The organism is Pseudomonas laurentiana (genome assembly GCF_014648275.1).
GTDB classification, from domain to species: domain Bacteria; phylum Pseudomonadota; class Gammaproteobacteria; order Pseudomonadales; family Pseudomonadaceae; genus Aquipseudomonas; species Aquipseudomonas laurentiana.
Genome location: NZ_BMQU01000004.1, coordinates 122012 through 140703, shown reverse-complemented (window position 1 = coordinate 140703; position 18692 = coordinate 122012). Strand labels below are relative to the sequence as shown.

Annotated in this window: 15 protein-coding genes; 5 read left to right on the top strand and 10 right to left on the bottom strand. The window is 61.4% G+C overall.

Annotation, left to right across the window (positions count from 1 at the left end; genetic code table 11):
• Positions 1 to 18: 18 nt before the first annotated feature.
• The 3 genes from IE038_RS06005 to IE038_RS05995 all read right to left on the bottom strand — a co-directional run bounded on the left by IE038_RS06005 (position 19) and on the right by IE038_RS05995 (position 3277).
• The gene (locus IE038_RS06005; RefSeq protein WP_163939066.1) at positions 19 to 1263 is read right to left on the bottom strand and encodes a lipoprotein-releasing ABC transporter permease subunit; all 1245 of its coding nucleotides are present in this window, start codon (positions 1261 to 1263) and stop codon (positions 19 to 21) included.
• Between the two features lie 72 nt (positions 1264 to 1335).
• Entirely contained in the window at positions 1336 to 2019 is a 684-nt protein-coding gene (gene lolD, locus IE038_RS06000; RefSeq protein ID WP_176717400.1) for a lipoprotein-releasing ABC transporter ATP-binding protein LolD, read from the bottom strand.
• Between the two features lie 7 nt (positions 2020 to 2026).
• A complete protein-coding gene (locus tag IE038_RS05995) occupies positions 2027 to 3277 on the bottom strand; it encodes a lipoprotein-releasing ABC transporter permease subunit (RefSeq protein WP_163939068.1) in 1251 nt (416 codons plus the stop codon).
• A gap of 94 nt (positions 3278 to 3371) precedes the next feature.
• Between IE038_RS05995 and IE038_RS05990 the strand changes: the two genes are divergently transcribed.
• Together IE038_RS05990 and IE038_RS05985 are read left to right on the top strand one after the other, a co-directional pair.
• Complete coding sequence (locus IE038_RS05990) at positions 3372 to 3959, top strand: PilZ domain-containing protein (protein ID WP_189395307.1); 588 nt, start codon at positions 3372 to 3374, stop codon at positions 3957 to 3959.
• Positions 3960 to 3988: 29 nt separating this feature from the next.
• Entirely contained in the window at positions 3989 to 4711 is a 723-nt protein-coding gene (locus IE038_RS05985) for a glycerophosphodiester phosphodiesterase (RefSeq protein ID WP_163939070.1), read from the top strand.
• A 42-nt stretch (positions 4712 to 4753) separates the two neighbouring features.
• Here the strand turns inward: IE038_RS05985 and sthA are convergent, their stop codons facing one another.
• The 3 genes from sthA to IE038_RS05970 all read right to left on the bottom strand — a co-directional run bounded on the left by sthA (position 4754) and on the right by IE038_RS05970 (position 8874).
• Positions 4754 to 6148, bottom strand: a complete 1395-nt coding sequence (gene sthA, locus IE038_RS05980; RefSeq protein WP_065758470.1) for a Si-specific NAD(P)(+) transhydrogenase — start codon at positions 6146 to 6148, stop codon at positions 4754 to 4756.
• A gap of 180 nt (positions 6149 to 6328) precedes the next feature.
• Entirely contained in the window at positions 6329 to 7339 is a 1011-nt protein-coding gene (locus IE038_RS05975; RefSeq protein WP_189395306.1) for an FAD:protein FMN transferase, read from the bottom strand.
• A gap of 71 nt (positions 7340 to 7410) precedes the next feature.
• Positions 7411 to 8874, bottom strand: a complete 1464-nt coding sequence (locus IE038_RS05970; RefSeq protein WP_163939072.1) for a glyceraldehyde-3-phosphate dehydrogenase — start codon at positions 8872 to 8874, stop codon at positions 7411 to 7413.
• 180 nt (positions 8875 to 9054) lie between these two features.
• Here IE038_RS05970 and mfd point away from each other — a divergent pair, with 180 nt between their 5' ends.
• Genes mfd through IE038_RS05955 form a run of 3 tightly spaced genes read left to right on the top strand, consistent with a single transcriptional unit; the run spans position 9055 to position 15349 of the window.
• Positions 9055 to 12504, top strand: coding sequence for a transcription-repair coupling factor (gene mfd / locus IE038_RS05965; RefSeq protein WP_189395305.1), 3450 nt, complete (start codon positions 9055 to 9057; stop codon positions 12502 to 12504).
• Between the two features lie 9 nt (positions 12505 to 12513).
• Positions 12514 to 13041: a CsiV family protein gene (locus IE038_RS05960; protein ID WP_163939074.1), complete on the top strand. Its 528-nt coding sequence runs from the start codon at positions 12514 to 12516 to the stop codon at positions 13039 to 13041.
• Position 13042: 1 nt separating this feature from the next.
• Complete coding sequence (locus IE038_RS05955; RefSeq protein ID WP_189395304.1) at positions 13043 to 15349, top strand: DEAD/DEAH box helicase; 2307 nt, start codon at positions 13043 to 13045, stop codon at positions 15347 to 15349.
• Between the two features lie 58 nt (positions 15350 to 15407).
• On the opposite strand, the gene IE038_RS05950 is transcribed toward IE038_RS05955, so the two are convergent.
• From IE038_RS05950 to IE038_RS05935, 4 genes are read right to left on the bottom strand one after another with little or no spacing between them, the layout of a single operon-like run.
• The gene (locus tag IE038_RS05950) at positions 15408 to 16145 is read right to left on the bottom strand and encodes an S-methyl-5'-thioinosine phosphorylase (protein WP_065758464.1); all 738 of its coding nucleotides are present in this window, start codon (positions 16143 to 16145) and stop codon (positions 15408 to 15410) included.
• A 9-nt stretch (positions 16146 to 16154) separates the two neighbouring features.
• A complete protein-coding gene (gene nagZ / locus IE038_RS05945) occupies positions 16155 to 17153 on the bottom strand; it encodes a beta-N-acetylhexosaminidase (protein WP_189395348.1) in 999 nt (332 codons plus the stop codon).
• Between the two features lie 22 nt (positions 17154 to 17175).
• Positions 17176 to 17700, bottom strand: a complete 525-nt coding sequence (locus IE038_RS05940) for a L,D-transpeptidase (protein ID WP_163939076.1) — start codon at positions 17698 to 17700, stop codon at positions 17176 to 17178.
• Between the two features lie 36 nt (positions 17701 to 17736).
• Positions 17737 to 18450, bottom strand: a complete 714-nt coding sequence (locus tag IE038_RS05935; protein ID WP_189395303.1) for a TetR/AcrR family transcriptional regulator — start codon at positions 18448 to 18450, stop codon at positions 17737 to 17739.
• Between the last annotated feature and the right edge of the window lie 242 nt (positions 18451 to 18692).

Below are 18692 nucleotides of genomic sequence, written 5' to 3'. Positions count from 1 at the left end.
GGCTTGCCCGCGACAGGCTTACTCGTAACGCAGGGCGTACGCCGGCTCTACCTGCGAGGCGCGCCACGCAGGATACAGCGTCGCCAGGAAGCTCATCACCAGCCCGGCACTGCAGATCAACGCCACGTCGCCCCACTGCAGCTCCGACGGCAAGGTACTGACGAAGTACACGTCGGAGGTGAAGATATGTTGCCCGCTGACACGCTCAAGCCACCCAACCAACTGGCTGACATTGATCGCGGCGATCACCCCGAGCACACCCCCGATCAACGTGCCGACAATACCGATCAATGTTCCCTGCACCATGAAGGCGCCCATGATCTGCGCGGGCGTGGCGCCAATGGTGCGCAGAATCGCGATGTCCGCGCCCTTGTCGTTCACCACCATGATCAAGGTTGCAATGATGTTGAACGCGGCGACCGCAATAATCATCATCAACAGCAGGCCGATCATGGTCTTTTCCATTTTCATGGCACTGAACAGACTGCCCTGGGTATGGGTCCAGTCATCGGCGCGGAACTGGTCGCCCAACTGACCGACAATCGCCGTCGACACCTGAGGTGCGCTGTACAGGTCCTGCACCTTGATGCGCACACCCTGCACCTGGTTCGGCGCCCAATGTTGCATCTGCGCTGCGTCAGCCATGTGGATCAGGCCCATGGAGCCATCGAGCTCAGCGCCGACCTTGAACACGCCCACTACGTTCAAACGCTGCATGCGCGGGGTAATACCGCCTGGCGCGGTGCTGACTTCCGGCACGATCAAGGTGAGCTTGTCGCCGACATTCAAATGGAAGCGCCGCGCGGTAATCTCACCGATCACCACGCCGAACTCATCCGGCTTCAGGTCATCCAGTCGCCCCTGAACGATGTGATTGGCAACGATCGACACCTTGGCTTCCTGTGCCGGGTCGATGCCGCTGATCTGGATCGGCTGCATCAGGCCCTTGTAGGACAACATGCCTTCAAGCTCTGTCAGCGGCGCAGCCGCAATCACCTGCGGGTTCTTCAGTGCGGTAGCGGCCACGGCTTGCCAGTCATCCACCGGCTTGACGCCGAGCAGGGCAGCGTGGGGCACCATGCCGAGAATCCGGGCGCTCATTTCGCGCTGGAAACCGTTCATCACCGACAGCACCACGATCATCGCCAGCACGCCCAGGGCCAGGCCGATCATCGAGGTCATGGAGATGAACGAGATAAAGTGGTTACGGCGCTTGGCGCGGGTGTAGCGTGCACCAATGAAAATAGACAAGGGTCTGAACATGAACGGAAGCACCCGGAAAAAGAGAAAGAACACGGTGCCGACCATTCACGACCGGCACCCTGTACGACCAGATCAGATCGGCACCAGACGCCCTTCTTCCAGGCGCAGTACACGGTCCATCTGCCGGGCCAGGCTGAGGTCGTGGGTCACCACCAGAAAGGCGGTCTGTGACGAACTGCTCAGTTCCTTCATCAGCTCCTGGATACCTTGGGCGGTGTGCTGGTCGAGGTTGCCGGTCGGCTCGTCGAGCATGACCAGGCCAGGACGATTGACCAGCGCGCGCGCAATAGCCACGCGCTGACGCTCACCACCGGACAGCTCAGACGGCTTGTGGCTCAGTCGATGTCCCAGCCCTACCCGCTTGAGCAGTGCTTCAGCGCGCTCGCGCGCCTCGGGAATGGCGGTACGGCCAATCAGCAGCGGCATGCAGACGTTCTCCAGCGCGGTGAACTCTGGCAACAGGTGGTGGAACTGGTAGACGAACCCCAGCGCACGGTTGCGCAACAGGCCTCGGGCCCGTTCACCCAGCGCCGAAAGCTCTTCGCCAGCCAGCCAGACACTGCCCTCGGTGGGCGTATCCAGGCCACCGAGCAGGTTGAGCAAGGTACTCTTGCCCGAGCCCGAACTGCCGACGATGGCAATCCGCTCACCCGGATGCAGTTCCAACTGCAGGCCCGAGAGCACCCGAACCGACTCCGGACCCTCTTCATAGGACTTGCCCAGGTTGCGGCAACTCAGCACAGCTTTATTACTCATGCCCAACTCACTCATAACGTAGCGCCTCCGCTGGCTGGGTGCGTGCCGCACGCCAGGCCGGATACAGGGTGGCGAGGAAACTCAGGACCAGTGCCGCGCCACAGACCATCCAGACATCCTCGGCCATCACCTGGGACGGCAGGTAGTCGATGAAATAGACGTCGGCATTGAGGAATTTGTGGCCGATCAACGACTCCAGGCCGGCGATCGCAGCACTGACATTCAGGGCAGCAGCAATGCCGACCACTGCACCAATGAACGTACCGACCACACCAATGACCGTACCCTGGACCATGAAGATCGCCATGATCTGGCCCGGGGTGGCCCCGAGGGTACGCAGAATGGCGATATCACCTTTCTTGTCGTTCACCACCATCACCAGGGTGGAAATGATGTTGAACGCCGCGACGGCGACAATCAGCAGCAGCAACAGGCCAATCATGGCTTTTTCCATGCGGATGGCCTGATACAGGTTGCCGTGGCTGCGGGTCCAGTCGCGGGCGTAGAACTCCTGGTCACCCAGCTTCTGGGCAATGCTCCAGGCCGTGCGCGGCGCCTGGAACAGGTCATCGAACTTCAGGCGCAAGCCTTGCACCTGATCGGCTTTCCAGCGGTGCAAGCGCGACAGGTCCGAGAGGTTGGTCAACCCGAGGTAACCGTCAATCTCGCCGGCGCCAACATGGAAGATGCCGACTACCGTGAAACGCTTCATGCGCGGGAACATGCCCGCAGGCGTCACGGTCACTTCAGGTGCGACGAAGGTCAGCTTGTCGCCAATGCCGACGCCCAGCTTGGTCGCGGCCTTGTCGCCGATCATGATGCCAAACGCTCCCGGCACCAGGTCATCAAGGCGCCCCTCGCGGATAAAGTCATCAATGATCGAGACCTTGCGCTCTTGACCAGGGTCAATGCCGTTGAGCAAGACTTTCTGCACCTTGCCATCGTGAGTCAGCAACCCTTGCATCTGGGTGAACGGTGCCACCGCCACCACCTGCGGGTTCTGCTTTACTGTATCGGCAAGTGCAGGCCAATTATTGATGGGCTGGCCGGTTTCAAGCGTGGCATGGGGCACCATGCCCAGTACGCGGGTACGCATCTCATGGTCGAAACCATTCATGACCGAAAGCACCACGATCATCACTACCACGCCCAGGGCGAGGCCGATCATCGAGGTCAGGGAAATGAACGAGACGAAGTGGTTGCGGCGCTTGGCACGGGTATAACGCGTACCGATGAATACGAAGAGAGGTCTGAACATGTCGGGGCTTGTTCGGATGAAAGAGGAACGTCCTTGTGGCGGGGCTTGGACAGCAGCTTTACACTCAGACCACCGCCGCTACCATGGGTTCGCCATGTCGACATTAGATGAAGAAGATCGCCGCGAATACTACCGTATCGAGGATAGGATCGCACTGGAAATTCGCCCACTGAACGCCGCCGATGCGTCTGGCACAGAGTTGTTGCAAGATGCGTCACCGCTGTTCAACCTGCTCAGCGAACTGCACCTGAGCGAATTCGAGTCACAGCACCTGTTACGCCAGCTCAGCGAAAAGGACCGCACCCTCGCAGCCTTTCTCAAAGCCCAGAACAAACGCATCGACTTGCTCAGCCAGGTGGTCGCCCAGAGCCTGCTCGGGCAGATCGGCGAACCGCTCTCAGTCAAGCTTTCCGAAGGCGGCATTGAGGCCCGCCAAGGCCAGGCGCTGGCAGTGGGCAGCCGAGTTGCCGTGAAAATGGTGCTGATGCCGCAAGCCCTGGGGCTGCTGCTACGCGCCAAGATCACGCATTGCGACAGCAAGCCTGACGGGCTGTTCGATATCGGCGCCGAGTTCGTCGATATCACCGACGCACAACGCCAGCTACTGGCGCGCTACATCCTGCAACGCCAAGCGCAACAACGGCGCCAGGCCCTGGAACAGAACAGCGCAACGCCTACCTGAGTTTCACTCTTTACCTTGAAGGAACAAACGTGACCCAGATCTACGGCCACCGTGGCGCCAAGGGCGAAGCCCCCGAGAATACCCTGACCAGCTTCCAGCAGTGCCTGAGTCATGGCGTGCGGCGTTGCGAACTCGACCTGCACCTGTCTGCCGACAACGAGCTGATGGTCATTCACGACCCGACACTCAAGCGCACCACCGGCCGACGCGGCAAGGTGGTCGAGCACAACGCCAGTGACCTGGTGACCTATGACGCACGCAAGGGCGGCCCCGGCTGGGTACACCCCTGCCCCATCCCGCGCCTGGATGAGCTGTTCGAGAAGTGCGATTTCGAGCACTGGCAACTTGAGGTCAAGAGCGCCTCACGCATGCGCGCCGCCACCACGGTACTGGCGATCCGCGAAATGGCACAACGCTTCGGCCTGCTCGACAAGATCACCATCACCTCCAGTTCACGGGAAGTGCTCGCTGCCGCCCTGGAATTGACCCCGGACGTCTCCCGCGGCCTGGTAGCCGAATACGCCTGGCTCGACCCACTGAAGGTCGCCCAGAACTATGGCTGTGAGATGCTTGCGCTGAACTGGACACTGTGCAGCCCGGAGCGCCTGGCAAAAGCTCAGCGCCAGGGCTTGCACGTGTCAGTGTGGACAGTCAACGAACCCGCGCTGATGCGCAGGCTCGCTGACTTCGGCGTAGACAGCCTGATTACAGACTTTCCCGGTTTGGCCACTGCCACCCTCGAGAGTTGCTGAAATCGGTCTCCCCGGCCGGCTCAGGCCACCGGCCGGAGCCGCTCAAAAAAGCCGGTTGAGGCCGTCGTAGGCCGCTACCCGATAGGCTTCGGCCATGGTCGGGTAGTTGAAGGTGGTGTTGACGAAGTACTTCAGGGTGTTGCACTCACCCGGCTGGTCCATGATGGCCTGGCCAATGTGAACGATCTCCGACGCCTGGTAACCGAAGCAATGTACACCGAGGATTTCCAGGGTCTCGCGGTGGAACAGGATCTTCAGCATGCCCTGAGGCTCACCAGCGATCTGCGCACGCGCCATGCTCTTGAAGAACGCCTTGCCGACTTCGTAAGGCACCTTGGCCTGAGTCAGTTCCTGCTCGTTCTTGCCGATCGAGCTGATCTCCGGAATGGTGTAGATACCGGTCGGCACGTCGTTGACGAAGCGCCAGCTACCATTATCAACGATGCTGCCCGCCGCAGAACGCCCCTGGTCGTGAGCAGCACTGGCCAGACTCGGCCAGCCGATTACATCGCCTGCGCCATAGATGTTCGGCACACAGGTGCGGTAGTTCTCGTCGACTTCGATCTGGCCACGGCTGTTGACCTTGATACCGATGTTTTCCAGGCCCAGCTTGTCGGTGTTGCCTGTACGGCCGTTGCACCAGAGCAAGGCGTCCGCCTTGATCTTCTTGCCCGACTTCAGGTGCAGGATCACGCCGTTATCCAGCCCTTCAACACGCTCGTAGTCTTCGTTGTGACGTACGGTGATGTTGTTGTTGCTGAAGTGGTAGCTCAACGCCTGGGAGATTTCCGAGTCAAGGAAGCTGAGCAACTGACCGCGGTTGTCCACCAGTTCAACCAGTACACCCAGGCCACTGAAGATCGAGGCGTATTCGCAGCCAATAACACCGGCACCGTAAACGATCAGCTTGCGCGGCGTATGGCCGAGGCTGAGGATGGTGTCGCTATCGTAGATACGCGGGTGGTGGAAATCGATGTCTGCCGGGCGATATGGACGCGAGCCGGTAGCGATGATGATGTGCTTGGCCACCAGCTTCTCGACCACGCCGTTGGCGCAGACCACTTCGACGGTCTGTTCGTCAGCGAAGCTGCCGGTACCGAAAAACACGTCAACACGGTTGCGTGCGTAGTAGCCGGTGCGCGAAGCCACCTGTTTGGCGATGACTTTCTCGGCACTCTTGAGTACATCCGGGAACGAGAACCAGCGCGGCTCACCAATGGCCCGGAACATCGGGTTGGTGTTGAACTGCATGATCTGGCGCACCGAGTGACGCAAGGCCTTGGACGGGATGGTGCCCAGATGGGTGCAGTTGCCGCCGACCTGACGACGGCTATCGACCATCGCCACCTTGCGCCCTGCTTTGGCAGCATTCATTGCCGCCCCTTCTCCTGCCGGGCCGGAACCCAGCACCACTACGTCGTAGTTGTAGACAGCCATGCGTACTCCTTCAGAACAGGCCCGGTCGCCACGCCGGCGATCGGGGCTAGATCATGCCGCCCAGAGCGTCATGAAAATATTCGGGTGCAGTCTAATCAAGCGTAAACGCCGCGCACATTAACCCTTGGTCGCGTCGTAGGCTATTTTTCTCTGCACTACATCTCACACTGCAACAGTCTGTTACTGCGCTTGCATCAGTCGCTCGAATGCAGGCGTCGCATGGGAGACGAAGCCTGTATCGGCACGGGTCACGAAAACTGCTGCTACATTGTATTTCAGGGCAAACGCCCAACCCTGTTCAGGGCCGAGGATCAGCAACACCGTGGACATGCCATCGGCCATCAGCGTTGAGGGGTCAAGCACCGTGACCGAAGCCAGACGATGGTTAACCGGTACCCCAAGCCGCGCATCGAAGACATGCGAAAAACGCTGGCCATTCTGCTCGAAAAAGTTGCGATAGTCTCCTGATGTGGAAACGCCGTAACCCTCAAGCGCCAGCACTTGCTCAACGACCTGCTGATCGGCACGCGGCCATTCCAGGGCAATACGCCAGCGACTACCATCCGGCTTGCGCCCTTGCGCCTTGAGTTCACCCGTCACTTCAACCAGATAGCTGCTCACACCCAGCGCACGCATTCGCTCGACCAGCAGGTCGACGGCATGCCCGGCAGCGATGCTGTTGAAGTCCAGCTCCAGCGGAGCATCCTTGCACAACTGCTCCCCGTCGACATGCAAATGGGCATGACCGACACGCCCACGGGCTGCAGCCAACGCCTGCGCACCCGGCACCTGCTCACCCCGGGACTGCGGGCCAAACCCCCACAAATCAAGCAATGGTTCCACGGTCAGATCAAAAGCGCCCTGGCTTTGCTGCGACAACTGTTCACCCAACTGCACCAGCTCCAGTACATCTGCCGGCATGACCTGACAACTGTCGGCCGGCAACCGGTTGAACTGCGCAATCAGCGAATCGCTGCGGTAGGTCGAGAACGTGAGGTCAACCTGCTGGAGGACCTCTTCCACAGCAAGTCGGACCTGCTCTGGCGCCGGGCCCTGAGCCGTACGCACATACTGCACCGTGTAGGTACTGCCCATGGTCGGACCACTGATGCGCTCCAGCGAAGGCGTGCGGTCGCAACCGCCCAGCCAAAGCGCCAGAATGACCAGCACCCCACCTGTCCACCTCGCCATCACGCCTCCGTGTTCCCAGACACAAAAAACGGGAACCCTGGGGTTCCCGTCTTGTGCAACCTAATGACCGCTTAGCGCGGGAATGCAGGTGGGTTGACCCCAGCCATGTCTTCCATCACGCGAACGACCTGGCAGCTGTAACCGAACTCGTTGTCGTACCAAACGTACAGAACAACGCGGTTATCGTTGCAGATGGTCGCTTCGGCATCGACGACACCGGCGTGACGCGAGCCAACGAAGTCGGTGGAAACCACTTCCTGGGAGCTCACGTAGTCGATCTGCTTGTGCAGGTCCGAGTGCATGGCCGTCTGGCGCAGGTACTCGTTGATCTCTTCGCGAGAAGTCGCCTTCTCCAGGTTCAGGTTCAGGATCGCCATCGAGACGTTAGGCGTCGGAACACGGATAGCGTTGCCGGTCAGCTTGCCCTTGAGCACTGGCAGTGCCTTGGCGGCAGCGGTGGCCGCACCGGTCTCGGTGATAACCATGTTCAACGGAGCGCTACGACCACGGCGGCTGCCTTTGTGGAAGTTGTCGATCAGGTTCTGGTCGTTGGTGTACGAGTGAACGGTTTCGACATGGCCGTTGACGATGCCGAACTTGTCATTCACAGCCTTGAGCACCGGCACGATGGCGTTGGTGGTGCAGGAGGCCGCCGAGATGATCTTGTCGTCCGGGCTGATTTCGCCGTGGTTGATACCGTGAACGATGTTCTTCAGGGCACCTTTGCCAGGCGCGGTGAGGATCACACGGGAAGCGCCCGGGCAGGCCAGGTGTTGGCCCAGGCCCTCGGCATCACGCCATACACCGGTGTTGTCGACGATCAGAGCGTCCTTGATGCCGTACTGGGTGTAGTCGACTTCGCTAGGGCTCTTCGCGTAGATCACCTGGATCAGGTTACCGTTGGCGGTGATGGTGTTGTTTTCTTCATCGATGGTGATGGTGCCATCGAATGGGCCATGAACCGAATCACGGCGCAGCAGGCTGGCGCGCTTGACCAGGTCGTTGGTCGCACCTTTACGCACGACAATGGCGCGCAGGCGCAGGCCGTCGCCACCACCGGTCTTCTCGATCAGGATACGGGCCAGCAGGCGACCGATACGACCGAAGCCGTACAGCACCACATCAGTACCCTTACGTGCCGAAGCGTTCTGCTTGCCAACCACGTCGGCCATTTCTTCGCGCACGAACTGCTCGGCGGTACGGCCGTTGCCTTGTTCCTTGAACTTGACAGCCAGCTTGCCCAGGTCAACCGAGGCGGCACCCAGCTTCAGCTCGCTCATGGCCTTGAGCAGCGGGAATGTCTCGTGGACAGACAGTTCGGTTTCGTCGGACTGGCGATGACGTGCAAAGCGGTGGGCCTTGAGGATCGCAATCACTGAACGGTTGATCAGGCTACGGCCATAGATCGAGCTCACCACGTTGTTATTGCGGTAGAGCTGACCGATAAGCGGGATCATCGCTTCTGCAAGCGCTTCACGATCAATCCACTCACCAAGACACTGGTCGGGCTTCTGAGTCACGGGAACCTTCCACATGTAGGGACAGAAAAAAGGGGCTACATTATGACGCCCCGCGCTGTTTCGAGCAATGCGCGCCTGTCGCTCCTCTCGCCCCCGCATGATATCCGTTGTTTTTTGCCCCCTTCGCGCCTGACAGGCCGGCCCCAGGCCCGGTACAATCGACCCTTTGTCGCAATGCTTGGAGCTCGACCGCCCGTGCCAGTTCTGCGTCTACCGCACCTGCCGGCCACCGCCGGCAAACACACCTGGGGCAACCTGCCGGGCGCCGCCCTGAGCCTGGCTATCGCCGAAGCCGCAAGCGCCGCCAAGCGCTTTACCTTGCTGCTGACTGCCGACAGCCAGACTGCCGACCGCCTGGAGCAGGAGCTACGTTTCTTCGCGCCGGAACTGCCCGTACTGCCATTCCCCGACTGGGAAACCCTGCCGTACGATCTGTTCTCGCCGCACCAGGACATCATCTCCCAGCGGGTGTCCAGCCTGTACCGGCTGCCGGAACTCGACCACGGCATTCTTGTGGTACCGATCACCACCGCCCTGCACCGCCTGGCACCGACCCGCTTCCTGCTGGGCAGCAGCCTGGTGCTGGATATCGGCCAGAAGCTTGACGTCGAGCAGATGCGCCTGCGCCTGGAAGCCAGTGGCTACCGCTGCGTCGATACTGTTTACGAGCATGGCGAGTTTGCCGTGCGTGGTGCGCTGATCGACCTGTTCCCGATGGGCAGCAAGCTGCCTTACCGGATCGACCTGTTCGACGATGAAATCGAAACCCTGCGCACCTTCGACCCGGAAACCCAGCGCTCGATCGACAAGGTCGATTCGGTGCGCCTGCTGCCTGCGCGTGAATTCCCCCTGCAGAAGGAGGCCGTCACCCAGTTCAAGGCACGCTTCCGCGAACGTTTCGACGTCGACTTCCGCCGCAGCCCGATCTTCCAGGACCTCACCAGTGGGATTATTCCCGCGGGCATCGAGTACTACCTGCCACTGTTTTTCGAGGAGACCTCGACACTGTTCGACTACCTGCCGCAAGACACCCAGGTGTTTTCGCTGCCCGGTGTCGAGCAGGCTGCCGAACACTTCTGGAGTGACGTGCGCAACCGTTACGACGAACGCCGCATCGACCCCAGCCGGCCACTGCTGCCACCGGTCGAGCTGTTCTTGCCGGTAGAAGACTGCTTCGCCCAGCTCAAGCGCTGGCCACGCATCGTGGTCAACCAGGATGACGTCGAGGGCGGCGTTGGTCGCGAGCGCTTTGCCGCGCAGACGCTACCGAACCTGGCCATCGAAGCCAAGGCCAACCAGCCACTGGCCGCACTGTCCAACTTCCTCGACCAGTTCCCGGGCCGCGTGCTGTTCACCGCCGAGTCGGCGGGCCGGCGCGAGGTGCTGCTGGAACTGCTCGAGCGCTTGAAGCTGCGCCCGCAGACACTCGATAGCTGGCACGACTTCGTCCAGAGCAAAGAGCGACTGGCGATCACCATTGCGCCGCTGGACGACGGCCTGTTGCTGGACGACCCGGCCCTGGCACTGATTGCCGAGAGCCCGCTGTTCGGCCAACGCGTGATGCAGCGCCGACGCCGCGAAAAGCGCAGCGATGGCACCAACGACGCCGTCATCAAGAACCTCACCGAGCTGCGCGAGGGTGCGCCGGTGGTACACATCGACCACGGCGTTGGCCGCTACCTCGGCCTGGCGACCCTGGAGATCGACAACCAGACCGCCGAGTTCCTGACCCTGGCCTACGCCGAGGGCGCCAAACTCTACGTGCCGGTCGCCAACCTGCACCTCATCGCCCGCTACACCGGCAGCGACGATGCCTTGGCACCCTTGCACCGCCTGGGCTCGGAAGTCTGGCAAAAGGCCAAGCGCAAAGCCGCCGAACAGGTCCGCGACGTAGCCGCCGAACTGCTCGACATTTATGCCCGCCGCGCAGCACGCAAGGGCTACGCCTTTGCCGACCCGGCCGCCGACTATGCCACCTTCAGCGCCGGCTTCCCGTTCGAGGAAACCCCGGACCAGCAGGCCGCCATCGAAGCCGTACGCGAGGACATGCTCGCCGCCAAGCCGATGGACCGCCTGGTCTGTGGCGACGTAGGCTTCGGCAAGACCGAAGTCGCCATGCGCGCGGCATTCATCGCCGTACATGGCGGGCGCCAGGTGGCCATCCTGGTCCCCACCACCCTGCTCGCCCAGCAGCACTACAACAGCTTCCGTGACCGCTTTGCCGACTGGCCGGTGACCGTGGAGGTGATGAGCCGCTTCAAGTCCGCCAAGGAAATCAACGCCGCGGTCCAGGACCTGGCCGAAGGCAAGATCGACATCGTCATCGGCACGCACAAGCTGCTGCAGGACGACGTCAAGATGAAAGACCTGGGTCTGGTGATCATCGACGAAGAACACCGTTTCGGCGTGCGCCAGAAAGAACAGCTCAAAGCGCTGCGCAGCGAAGTCGACATCCTCACCCTCACCGCCACGCCGATCCCACGGACACTGAACATGGCCGTGTCCGGCATGCGCGACCTGTCGATCATCGCGACTCCGCCCGCACGGCGGCTGTCGGTACGCACCTTCGTCATGGAGCAGAACAAAAGCACCATCAAGGAGGCGCTGCTGCGTGAGCTGCTGCGCGGCGGCCAGGTCTACTACCTGCACAACGATGTAAAGACCATCGAGAAATGCGCGGCCGACCTCGCCGAGCTGGTACCGGAAGCCCGCATCGGCATCGGCCACGGGCAGATGCGTGAGCGTGAACTCGAACAGGTGATGAGCGACTTCTACCACAAGCGCTTCAACGTGCTGATTGCCTCGACCATCATCGAGACCGGTATCGACGTGCCCAGCGCCAACACCATTATTATCGAGCGCGCCGACAAGTTCGGCCTGGCGCAGTTGCACCAGCTACGTGGACGGGTGGGTCGCAGCCACCACCAGGCCTACGCCTACCTGCTCACGCCGCCACGCCAGCAAATTACCGCCGACGCGGAAAAGCGCCTGGAAGCCATCGCGAACACCCAGGACCTGGGGGCAGGCTTCGTCCTGGCGACCAACGACCTGGAAATTCGCGGCGCTGGCGAACTGCTTGGCGAAGGCCAAAGCGGCCAGATCCAGGCCGTCGGCTTCACCCTGTACATGGAAATGCTCGAACGCGCGGTGAAAGCCATTCGCAAGGGCACGCAACCCAACCTCGATCAACCACTGGGCGGCGGCCCGGAAATCAACCTGCGCCTGCCGGCACTGATTCCCGAAGACTACCTGCCGGATGTGCATGCACGCCTGATTCTCTACAAGCGCATTGCCTCGGCCATCGATGAAGACGGCCTCAAGGATCTGCAGGTCGAGATGATCGATCGCTTCGGCCTGCTGCCGGAACCGACCAAGAACCTGGTACGCCTGACCCTGCTCAAACTGCAGGCCGAGAAACTGGGCATCAAGAAAGTCGATGCAGGCCCACAAGGCGGGAAGATCGAGTTCGCCGGGGAAACACCTGTCGATCCACTGGTGCTGATCAAACTGATCCAGAGCCAACCCAAACGTTACAAGTTCGAGGGCGCAACGCAGTTCAAGTTCATGGTCCCCATGGAACGCGCAGAAGAACGCTTCAATACCCTCGAGGCGCTGTTCGAGCGCCTGACTCCGACATCCGCTTAAGGAAACCCGATGCGCCTGATTCGCTCCCTGGCCCTGTTGGCCGCGCTCTGCACCTCCAGTGCCTTCGCTGACGGTCTGTATCAGATCGAGATGATTCTGGTTCGACAAAACAGCGTACCGGCCATTACCAGCCAGTACGCCCCGGAAGACTGGGCTGCCGGCGCAAAGACACTGACCAATGCGGACGAAAACAAACCCGCAATGAACGACGAAGCGGCAAAACTGCAGGCCGACAGCCAGTACACCATCCTGCTGCACAAAGCCTGGCAACAGAACCTGAGCGCCGAACCGAGCAAGGTCGCCATCAGTGATGGCAAGCAGCACTTCGGCCACTTCCCCGTGGAAGGCAACCTGAGCCTGAGCGACGGCCGTTTCATCAGCGCCGACACCAGTTTCTGGGTCAACCGCTTTGCGGCCGACGGCAGCATCACCCAGACCGAGCAGTTCAAGCAGAGCAACAGCAACATGCGCCTTGGCGACCTGAACTACCTTGACGGCGGCCATCTGGCACTGCTGCTCAAGGTCACGAAGCTTTGAAATGCCCGACCGCGTGATATCCCCCCTTCCACCCCAGCCGCGCCTGTGGCTGGGCAGCATTGAGTTCAGCGCCTTCGAACCCCGCAATGGGCGCATGCAGCGTTACACCCAACACCGTGCGGCCCTGGCGTTCGGTTATGCCGGCAACTACGTCAGTGGTGCCCCGCATGCTCGCCAGGCACCACCCCTTCAGCGGCATCCGAGCGCCGAGCAAGGCCTGCGCGAAACACTGCTGGAGCTGGGCTTCAAGGTCGCCACCCGCCAGAGCAAAGCCTTGCCGGAGAGTGCCGGCGAACCGTTCGAACTGCCCAGCGAGGCGGCCTGGCTACGTTTCGTGCTCAACGATCTGCCCCACTTGCGCGAGCAAGGCTGGCAGATCATCTGCGCCGACGATTTTGCCTTCGACCTCACCCCGGTCGACGACTGGTACGCCCAGGTCGTCGAGACCCCCGAACGCGACTGGTTCGACCTGGAACTGGGCATCGTGGTCAACGGCGAGCGCTTGAGCCTGTTGCCGATCCTGCTCAACCTGCTGCGCAGCCACCCGGAACTGCTCAACAGTGCACACCTGGCCAAACGCCGTGACGACGAGCAGATTCTGGTGCCCATCCCCCACCCCCAGGCACCGCGAAAGACGCTTCAGATTGCCCTGCCTTATGGTCGGCTAAAGCCGGTGCTGGCCACCTTGGGCGATTTCTACCTGCGCGAGCCAGGCGAGACCACCGTACGCCTGGCCAGCCCTGATGCGGCACGCCTGAACGCCTTGCTTGAACTGCCGCTGACCTGGGAAGGCGGTGACCGGGTTCGCGCACTGGGCGAACGCCTGCGTGATATCCGCACCCAGGCCGTCACCACCCCAGCAGGCCTGAAAGCCACCCTGCGCCCTTATCAGCTCGAAGGCCTGAGCTGGATGCAGGCACTGCGTGAACTGGAAGTCGGCGGCATCCTGGCTGACGACATGGGCCTGGGTAAAACACTACAGACCCTGGCCCACCTGCTCACCGAAAAGAACGCCGGCCGCCTCGACCGGCCGGCGATGGTGGTAATGCCCACCAGCCTGATTCCAAACTGGCAGGATGAAGCCGAACGTTTTGCACCGCAGTTAAGGGTACTGGCACTGCAAGGCATTGGTCGCCGGCAGTACTTCGACACGCTGGCGGACTACGACCTGCTGCTGACAACCTACGCGCTACTGCCCAAGGACCTGGAACACCTCAAGAGCCTGCCACTGCACGTACTGATCCTGGACGAGGCTCAGTACATCAAGAGCCCCACCAGCAAGGCCGCCCAGGCCGCACGACAGCTGGAGGCACGGCAACGCCTGTGCCTGAGCGGCACGCCGCTGGAAAACCATCTGGGCGAACTCTGGTCATTGTTCCACTTCCTGCTGCCGGGGTGGCTGGGCGACAACAAGGCGTTCAACCGCGACTACCGGGTGCCCATTGAGCGCCAGGGTGATGAAGAACGCCTGCAGCACCTGAATGCACGGATAAAGCCCTTCCTCCTGCGGCGAACCAAGGAGCAGGTGGCAACCGAACTGCCGGCCAAGACCGAAATGATCCACTGGGTCGACCTGACCGAGGCGCAGCGCGACGTCTATGAAACCATGCGCCTGGCCATGGACAAGAAAGTCCGCAACGAGATCAGCCGCAAGGGTGTTGCCCGCAGCCAGATCATCATTCTTGAAGCGCTGCTGAAGCTGCGCCAGGTCTGTTGCGACCTGCGCCTGGTCAAATCTGAAACAGCCGGCACGTCGCGCAGCGCGAACTCGGGCAAGCTCAACAGCCTGCTGGAAATGCTTGAGGAGTTGCTCGCCGAAGGGCGTCGAGTGCTGCTGTTTTCGCAATTCACCAGCATGCTTGCGCTGATTGGCGAGGAACTGCAACAACGCGGCATCGACTATGCGTTGCTGACAGGTGACACACGCGACCGACGCGCACCGGTTGCAGACTTCCAAAGCGGCCGGCTGCAGATTTTCCTGATCAGCCTCAAGGCGGGTGGGGTCGGCCTTAACCTCACGGCGGCCGACACCGTGATTCACTACGACCCGTGGTGGAACCCCGCAGCCGAACAGCAAGCGACCGACCGTGCATACCGCATTGGCCAGGAAAAACCGGTGTTCGTCTACAAGCTGATTACCCGCGGCACCGTGGAAGAGAAGATCCAGCAGTTGCAGCAGGAGAAATCTGCGTTGGCGGCCGGCGTGCTGGATGGGCGCCAGGCCGGAGACTGGAAACTGGCCGACGACGATATCGATGCACTACTGGCGCCCTTGCCGGGACGTCGTCACCCGCCTAAAAGCGGGTGACGGCTGTGTTGGCGAGGGTATCAGCGGGGTGCCGGTGCGTTCACAGCACCAGCAACAATCAACCTGCCAATACCCGCGCCAGAGTCGATTTCACCTTGCCCATGCCATCGTGCAGTGCCTGCTCGATTTCAGCCATGGTGATTACAGCTGTTGATTTACCCGCCGCCGGGTTCACCACCAAAGCCAGGCAGGCATAGTCCAGCTCCAACTCACGCGCCAATGCAGCCTCCGGCATGCCGGTCATGCCGACGATGTCGCAGCCATCACGCTCAAGACGGGCGATCTCGGCAACGGTCTCCAGGCGCGGCCCCTGGGTGCAGGCATAAACACCATGACTGCTGTAACCGACACCTTCGGCCGCCAGCGCGGCAATCAACCGGGCCCGCAGCGGCTCGCTGTAGGGGTAGCTGAAGTCGATGTGCGTGACCTGCTCCAGGTCATCGGCAAAATACGTATGCTCACGACCACTGGTGTAGTCGATCAGCTGATGTGGCACACAAAAGTGCCCGGTGCCCATGGCTGCGTGAATGCCACCCACGGCGTTCACTGCAAGGATGGCCTCGGCGCCTGCCTGCTTCAACGCCCACAGGTTGGCACGGTAGTTCACCTTATGCGGCGGAAAGCGGTGCGGATGACCATGCCGGGCCAGGAACAGCACTTCACGACCGGCATACTCACCCACCAATACGTCAGCCGAAGGCCGCCCATAGGGCGTATCCATCGGCAGTGCCTGACGAATGTTCAAGCCCTCGAGCTGAGTCAGGCCGGTACCGCCGATAATGGCGTAAACAGTCATTGTGTGTCCTTAATCGATCAACTGGGCTTCTTGCAAAGCCCCTAAAGCCGCAAGCCAGCGTGGCTGTTGGCGATACTCGGTAGTGGCAAAGCCTTGCCCGCGCATGCGCGCGATACGTGGCGACGGCTTTACCTTCATGCGCTGGGCTGCAGACAACGCGAGCTCTGCCGCCGCCCGATCATTGCACACCAGCCCCATGTCACAACCCGCGCTCAGGGCGGCCTCGATTCGACTGGCAGCGTCGCCAACGACGTGCGCACCCGCCATCGACAGGTCATCGCTGAAGATCACGCCATCAAAACCCAGTTCGCCACGCAGAATGTCCTGCAACCAGCGCCGCGAGAAACCGGCAGGCTGATTATCGACCTGCGGGTAAATCACGTGCGCCGGCATCACAGCGGCCAACTGCCCGCTCAACCGCGTGAATGGAACCAGGTCGGCAGCGCGGATCTGCGCAAGGCTGCGCTCATCGGTCGGGATCGCCACGTGCGAGTCCGCTTCAGCCCAGCCATGACCCGGGAAGTGCTTGCCACAGGCCGCCATACCCGCCGCGTTCATGCCACGAATAAACGCACCGGCCAATACCGTAGCGCGCTCAGGGTCGCCTTCGAACGCACGGCTGCCAACCACCGCACTGCGCTGATGATCAAGGTCCAGCACTGGCGCGAAGCTGAGATCCAGACCAACCGCCAGCACCTCGGTCGCCATCAGCCAGCCGCATTGTTCAGCCAGGTACTCGGCGTTGTCGTTATCGGCAATGGCGCGCATGGCCGGCAAACGCACAAAGCCCTGACGCAGGCGCTGAACCCGCCCACCCTCCTGGTCGACCGCCAGGATCAGGTCGGGACGAATGGCGCGAATGGAAGCGGTCAGCTCTCGCACCTGGCGCGGGCAGTCGATGTTGCGGGCAAAAATGATCAGGCCGGCCACTTCGGGCTGGCGCAGGAGTTGACGGTCTTCGGCGGTCAACCAGGTACCGGCGACGTCCACCATCAGGGAGCCTTGCAGGCTGGCGCTCATAAATGATCCTTCAGTTGAGGGAGGCCGTGGCCCACTCGGGGCACGCGGCTTCTTCGATCTGCACAGGGCAATGCACCGGCACCTGCTCGAACAGGCTCACCAGGTCGGCATTGCGCAGGCGTACACAACCATGGGACAGCGGGACGCCCATGGGTTCCGAGTCCGGCGTGCCATGCAGGTAGATATAACGGCGGAAGGTATCGACCGGCCCGAGGCGATTGCGCCCAGGCTCACAGCCACTGAGCCAGAGGATGCGCGAGAGAATCCAGTCTCGCCCGGGAAACTGCTCGTGCAGCGCCGGCGTCCAGGTTTCACCCGTCCAGCGTCGCCCCCTCAACACCGCGCCGCAGGGCAAGCCCGCGCCGATTTTTGCGCGAACCTGATGGCGACCGCGAGGGGTGCACCCGGAACCACTGGTTTCCCCCGCACCATTGAGCGCGGTGGATACCGGAACGCGCACGACAAGGCGCCCCTGGGCAAACCCATAGAGGCATTGATCGGCGATGGAAATATGCAGTAAATCGAGAGTAGGCATGGGGCGCTAGCTTAGCTGAAGCGCCCCGCCGTTGCATCAGGCCTTGGCAGGCAGTGGCGCACTGCCCGACTTGCTCCGCGGGCGCAACTGCGCAGCCGCCATGGCTTCATCGGTCACACCACTTTCGGCGCGCATACCGGCTGCCAGGAACGGCACCATCAGGCGCATGACCTGCTCGATGGAGGTGTTGACCCCAAAATCGGTTTCGGCAATCGCACGCAATGCCTTGATGCCAGACATGCTGAAGGCTGCAGCACCGAGCATGAAGTGCACACGCCAGAACAGTTCGATTGGCGGGATACGCGGTGCCGCTTCGTTGACCAGCAACATGTACCGGCGGAACACCTTGCCGTACATGTCTTCCAGATAGCGTCGCAAGTGCCCTTGGCTCTGGCTGAACGCCAGCCCCAGGAGGCGCATGAAGATGGACAGGTCGTTGCCGCTGCGCGGCTGCACCGCCAGCGCCTGCTCCACCAGCATTTCCAGCAGTTCTTCGAGGGTCGGTTTTTGTTCCGGGCGCGACTGGCGACGCTCCAGCTCACGCTCCAGGCTGGTGCAGAAAGGCCCGAGAAAACGCGAAAAGACCGCCTGGATCAGGGCCTTCTTGGAGCCAAAATGGTAGTTCACCGCCGCCAGGTTGACGCCGGCCTTGCTGGTGATCAGCCGCAACGAGGTTTCGGCAAAACCTTTTTCCGCGAACAACTGCTCTGCTGCATCGAGAATGCGTTCAACGGTTTCCGACTGGGCCATGACTACTCCGCCTGACAAACACTTGTTTGAAACATACGTTTCAACCCAGGGTTTTGTCAAGTCTGGGCAGCCGTTTTCTGGCTGGTGGGTCACGTATTTAATCACAGCTTCGAGCCGCTGGCCTCAGGCAACGAGCGCACACCCTTTGGCGCCTGTGAACCGCCTGCAGTCAGCCACATGAAGCTTATGTGTTGCCAACCCACCTCTACTGTATATAATCCCAGTCACTGTATAAAAAGACA